At 72.1% G+C, this 5,262-nt stretch carries 5 protein-coding genes and 1 pseudogene; 3 read left to right on the top strand and 3 right to left on the bottom strand.

Going from position 1 to position 5,262, the window contains the following annotated elements; translation table 11 throughout:
- Together ABZ281_RS16990 and ABZ281_RS16985 are read right to left on the bottom strand one after the other, a co-directional pair.
- Positions 1 to 1,123: SDR family oxidoreductase (locus tag ABZ281_RS16990; protein ID WP_356656228.1), on the bottom strand; the 1,123-nt coding region annotated here is incomplete at its 3' end.
- 24 nt (positions 1,124 to 1,147) lie between these two features.
- Positions 1,148 to 1,540: pseudogene (locus tag ABZ281_RS16985) on the bottom strand (dihydrofolate reductase family protein); the annotation flags it as partial.
- 249 nt (positions 1,541 to 1,789) lie between these two features.
- Between ABZ281_RS16985 and ABZ281_RS16980 the strand changes: the two are divergent.
- From ABZ281_RS16980 to ABZ281_RS16970, 3 genes are all read left to right on the top strand, one after another.
- Complete coding sequence (locus tag ABZ281_RS16980; protein WP_356656226.1) at positions 1,790 to 2,764, top strand: bifunctional helix-turn-helix transcriptional regulator/GNAT family N-acetyltransferase; 975 nt, start codon at positions 1,790 to 1,792, stop codon at positions 2,762 to 2,764.
- A gap of 44 nt (positions 2,765 to 2,808) precedes the next feature.
- Positions 2,809 to 3,612, top strand: a complete 804-nt coding sequence (locus ABZ281_RS16975) for a sugar phosphate isomerase/epimerase family protein (RefSeq protein ID WP_356656224.1) — start codon at positions 2,809 to 2,811, stop codon at positions 3,610 to 3,612.
- An 81-nt stretch (positions 3,613 to 3,693) separates the two neighbouring features.
- Positions 3,694 to 4,494, top strand: coding sequence for an MBL fold metallo-hydrolase (locus ABZ281_RS16970; RefSeq protein ID WP_356656222.1), 801 nt, complete (start codon positions 3,694 to 3,696; stop codon positions 4,492 to 4,494).
- A 7-nt stretch (positions 4,495 to 4,501) separates the two neighbouring features.
- Here ABZ281_RS16970 and ABZ281_RS16965 read toward each other — a convergent pair whose 3' ends face one another.
- Entirely contained in the window at positions 4,502 to 5,149 is a 648-nt protein-coding gene (locus ABZ281_RS16965) for a dihydrofolate reductase family protein (protein ID WP_356656220.1), read from the bottom strand.
- Between the last annotated feature and the right edge of the window lie 113 nt (positions 5,150 to 5,262).

The following is a 5,262-nucleotide window of genomic DNA, read 5'->3' as shown; positions in this document are numbered from 1 at the left end:
GGCCCGTTACCACCACGTGCCGTTCATCGTGGTGGAGCGTTCCGAGTACCTTGGGGCCCATGACCTGGGCGGCCTTCTCCGGAGTGCCGAGCTGGACGAGGCCGCCGCCCGCCAGGCCGGCCGCGTGGAAGGCGCCGTGGACGCCTCCCCACCGCTCCACGACGGCGGAGACGGCCGCCTCGACCTGGTCGTGCTCGCAGACGTCGGCGGTCAGCAGCATCACCTCGGCGCCCCGCCGCCGGAGCGCGCGTACCTTCTCGATGATCTCGGTGGTCCTGCCGCCGTCCGGCTGCGCGAGCCGGCGGTCCCACTCTTCCTCCGGGGGGACGGGGGTGCGGGCGAGCAGGGCCAGTCTCCGGCCGGGGCGGGCGAGGTGCTCCGCCAGGGCGAGCCCGAGCCCGCCGGTTCCGCCGGTGATCAGGTAGACACCGTCGTCGCGCAGGGCGGACGGGGTGCTGTCCGCGGGCGGCAGCGGCGCGGGGACGTAGGTCTGCGACCAGCGGTGCGGTCCCCTGTAGGCGACGGCGGCGTGCCCGGGCGGCACGGAGAACTCGTGCAGCAGCTGGTCGGCGGCGCGCTCGACCGGCTCGCCGTCCAGGACGATGTCCACGCTGCGGCAGGCGAGACCGGGGTGTTCGCGCGGGATGACACGGGCGGGGCCGAGCAGGGTGGACTTGAGCGGCGAGAGCCGTTCGGTGCCGAGGACCCGGTGCAGACCGTCGCTGACGACCCAGATGTCGCAGTCCGGTTGGTCGGAGTGGCTGTTGAGTGCCTGGGCCAGGAGCAGCAGCCCGTCGAAGGCGCGGCGGGCGGCGGCGAACCCGGCGGCGGGGCCGGCGTCCGGTTGGGGGGTGGCGCCGGTGACGTTCCAGCAGTGGGCGATACGGGTGGGCAGCTGGTCCTGCTCCCGCAGCGCCCGCAACAGGCGTGTGTAGTGGTCCGGATCGGCGGGGTCGATCGTGAAACGGCCGGGGGCCTGCGTCCACTGGTCTCCCGCGGACACGGTCGTCACCCGGGCGCCGTCGCGGCGCAGCCGGGCGGTCAGGGCCTCGGCCAGCCCCCGGCCGTCGTCGAAGACGAGCCAGCATCGGCCGGTGGGAGATGCCGGCGCCGGGGGCAGCACGGTGCGTTCCCAGGACGGGGCCTGGTTGAGGGTGGCGCTGCCGTGGACGATGATCGGGCCGCCCTCGGTCTCCTTCAGTGCGGCGACCTCGTCCAGCGAGCGAAGGATCACCGTGTCGCCCCAGTTCGACACCAGGTTCTCCTCGGCGAGGGTCGTGGAGACGACGTACTTCGGCATCACCTTGTAATCGGCGAAGTCCTCCATGTCGGGCCACACCTGGCTGAACGCCTCATAGCTGGTGCGGCCCATCATCATCGCGGTGGCTTCCTTCTGCTCCCGGCCCTTGATCTCGAACGCCTCGGGAAGGAACTCGATGTTCTTGAAGGTCCACCCGGAGTTCCGGTAACCGGGTTCGCCGCCGGGAGCCTCCACGACGCCGTCGAGCGAGATGAAAGCGGTGCTGATCAGAGTACGCATCGGGGGTTCCTCGGTGTCTCGTGTCGGGTCTGTCGGCAAATCCCGTCGGTGCACGCTTCCACAACACTTGCGGCTGCGGTGCACGAACACCCCTTCCGACTCCGGAGCGCGCAGAAACTCATCGGCCCGCCGTCCGTCCCTCTCGTCGGCTCGGCCGTCCCGTTCGTCTCGTGCCTGGCTCCGGCCGCCCCGGAGGTCTAAGCTCGCTCACGAGTATCTCTGACTGAGTCAAGCATCGGGGGTCGGGCCGTGACAGTCCAGGACGTCCGCTCCTTCAACCGCTTCTACACGAACGTCATCGGCGCCCTCGACTACGGCCGCCGCCTCTACGCCCCCTACACCCTCACCGAGTCCCGCGTGCTCTACGAGCTGGCCCACGCGCCCCGTACGGACGCCGCCGACCTGCGAACCCAGCTGCACCTGGACGCCGGATACCTCACCCGCATCCTGAACAAGTTCGAGGAGGACGGGCTGGTCGAGCGCGGCCCGTCCGACACCGACCCGCGCCGCCGCCGCATCACGCTCACCGCCCCCGGCCGCGAGGCCGCCGCGCTGCTCGACGAGCGGGCTCGGGACACGGTCGGGGCGATGCTGGACACGGTCCGGGCCGAGGACCGCCTGCGGCTGGCGGAGGCCATGCGGACCGTCCGGACGATCCTGGGCGACGGCGACGGCGACGGCGACGGCGACGGCGACGGCGACGGCGACCGCGGCGCCCCGCCCCCCGAGGACGTCGTCCTGCGCGAACCGGCCCCCGGCGACCTCGGCTGGATCGTGCAGCGCAACGCCGCGCTCTACGCCGCCGAGTACGGCTTCGACGGCGACTACGAGGCACTGGTGGCGAGGATCGTCGCGGACTACGCCGAGGACCACGACCCGCGCCTGGAGCGGACCTGGATCGCCGAGCTGGACGGCCGGCCAGTGGGCTGCGTGATGTGCGTCCGGGACGACACACCCGGCACGGCCCGCCTGCGGCTCCTGCTCGTCGAGCCGGACGCGCGCGGCCTCCGCATCGGAGACCGCCTGGTCGGGGCGCTCGTCGACTTCGCCCGCGAGGCCGGCTACCGCGAGGTCGTCCTGTGGACCAACGACATCCTCGGCGCGGCCCGCCGCATCTACCAGCGCCACGGTTTCGTCCTGGTCGCGGAGAAGCCGCACCACTCCTTCGGCCAGGACCTGACCGGCCAGGACTGGCGACTGGATCTTCACGCAACACCCGAGTGACGAAGGAGAGTCAGCGGCCGGGGTGCCGGGTAGGGTCCGTCAACATGAAGCTGGCGTTCTCCACCCTCGGTGTCCCCGGCCTGCCCCTGCCCGACGTCCTGCGGCTCGCGACCGCCCACGGCTATCACGGCGTGGAGCTGCGCACTCATCCCGAGGAACCGGTCCACACCGGCCTCGGTCCCGCCGAACGGGCGGACGTCGCGGCCGAGTTCAAGGGAGCGGGCGTAGAGCTCCTGGGTCTGGCGGGCTACGCGCGGGTCGCCGCGCCGGGCGACGACGAGCCCGTCCTGGCCGAGATCCGCGCCCTCCTGGACTTGGCCCGCGACCTCGGCGCCCCGTACATCCGGGTCTTCCCCGGCGGCGACCTCGACGTCCAGACCCCCGAGGAGGCCGACGCGACGGCCGCCCGCCGCCTGGGCACGGCCGCCGAACACGCGAACGACCTGGGCGTACGCATCCTCCTCGAAACCCACGACTCGCACCGCACCGCCGCCGACGCGATGCGGATCCTCGGCCTCGTCGGGCACCGCCAGGTCGGCGCCCTCTGGGACGTGATGCACACCTGGCTCGGCGGCGAACAGCCCTCCGAGACCTACGCGGCCCTCTCCCCCCACCTCGGCTACGTCCAGGTCAAGGACATCGCCTCCCCCGACGACACGACACCTCTGGCTCTCGGCCAGGGTGTCCTCCCGCTGGCCGAATGCGTCGAGGTCCTCTCCCGCCACAACTGGGACGGCTGGCTCTGCTGGGAGTACGAGAAGCGCTGGTACGAGGCGGCGACGCCCCTGCCCGACCTTCTGGGGCCTGGGCGTGAGCACCTGAGCAGGCTGCTGAACGAGTCGGCGTGACGCGGGCGGCTTCCGCGAGGCGACCGCCGTCAGGAAGCCGGGCATGGCCATCGTCGGCCCGGCCCAAACGTGAGGTGCTGCATGTCTTCTGTTCCCGTGACGACCGACTTCCCCGTCCGTGTCCTCGGCGGCCCGACCGCCTTCTTCGAGTACGGCGGCCTGCGTTTCCTGACCGACCCGACCTTCGACGCCCCCGGCGACTACGCCCGGCCCGGAGGTCCGCTCCTGACCAAGACCGTGCCTTCCGCGGGCAGCCCCGCCGACCTCGGCAGCGTCGACGTGGTGCTGCTCTCCCACGACGAGCACCCCGACAACCTCGACACCTCCGGCCGGGCCCTGCTCGCCGGGATACCCCTCACCCTGACCACGCCCGGAGGCGGCGAGCGCCTGCGCGAGAGCCTGGGGGGCAAGGCCAGGGGCCTGGCCGACTGGGAGTCCGTCGAGCTGGACCGGCCCGGCGGCGGCACGGTCACCGTGACCGGCGTCCCGGCCCTGCACGGGCCCGGCCCCCGCGAGCAGGTCGAGGCGTTCACCGGTCAGGTCGTCGGCTTCGTCCTGACCGGCGAGGGCCTGCCCACCGTCTACGTCAGCGGCGACAACGCCTCACTCGACGCGGTCCGCGAGATCGCCGGCCGCTTCGGCCCCGTCGACACCGCCGTGCTCTTCGCCGGGGCTCCCCGCTTCCCCGTCCTCTTCGACAACCAGGTCCTCGTCCTGGACAGCGCGATGGCCGCCGAGGCCGCGCGGATCCTCGGCGGCCGGCGCGTCGTCCCCGTCCACTACGACAGCTGGGCCCACTTCACCGAGGGCCGCGAGCAGTTGGAGGCCGCCTTCACCGCCGCCGGGCTCGCCGACCGGCTGGACTGGGGCAAGGGGGCCTGACCTGCCGTCACTTCCGCCAGAACAGGTGATGCACCACCCCGCTCGGACTCGGCACGATGTCGCAGTGGAAGCGGCCGAACAGTTCCTCGGGCGACTCCCACAGCCGTGACCCGGACCCGAGCACCACATCGGGCGAGACCGCCACGTGCAGCGCGTCGACCAGGTCCGCGTCCAGGAACTCCCGGATGGTCGCCGCTCCGCCGCCGAGCCGGACGTCCTTGCCCCCGGCCGCTTTGCGCGCCTGGGCGAGGACCTCGGCCGGATCCCCGCCGACGAAGTGGAACGTCGTGTCGGAGAGGGTGAACGAGGGGCGCTCGTGGTGGGTCATCACGAACACCGGGGTGTGGAAGGGAGGTTCGTCGCCCCACCAGCCCTGCCACTCGTGGTTCTCCCAGGGACCGCGCTGCGGGCTGAACTTGTTGCGTCCCATGATCTCGGCGCCGATGTTGTGGTGGAAGTCGCGCACCAGATAGTCGTCGAGGCCCCGGCTCCCGCCCGGGTCGGTGCGGTTCGGCCAGCTCGCGGTCGCGCCGGCCCAGGCGAACATCGTGCCGGGATCGGCATGACCGAACGGCCGCTCCAGGCTCTGACCCTCACCGGCACCGAAGCCGTCACTCGAGACATTGAAATTCTGCACGCGCAGCAACTGGGACACAGCGCTCCTTCTGTGATCGGTGGTCGACGCAGAACAGACCGCCCGGGCCGGCGAAACTCATCGGTGCGGAACCCGGCAGGTCCCGGACGGGCGAAACTCATCAGCGCGGGCCC

It is taken from the genome of Streptomyces sp. NPDC006265 (assembly GCF_040613555.1).
Taxonomy (GTDB): Bacteria; Actinomycetota; Actinomycetes; order Streptomycetales; family Streptomycetaceae; genus Streptomyces.
This window is presented reverse-complemented; position numbering and strand designations above follow the sequence as displayed.

Bases quoted from the DNA above. Each gene is read 5' to 3' on its own strand.
- ABZ281_RS16975 (WP_356656224.1), top strand. From the start codon at position 2,809: ATGAAGCTGGCGTTCTCCACCCTCGGTGTCCCCGGCCTGCCCCTGCCC.
- ABZ281_RS16970 (WP_356656222.1), top strand. From the start codon at position 3,694: ATGTCTTCTGTTCCCGTGACGACCGACTTCCCCGTCCGTGTCCTCGGC.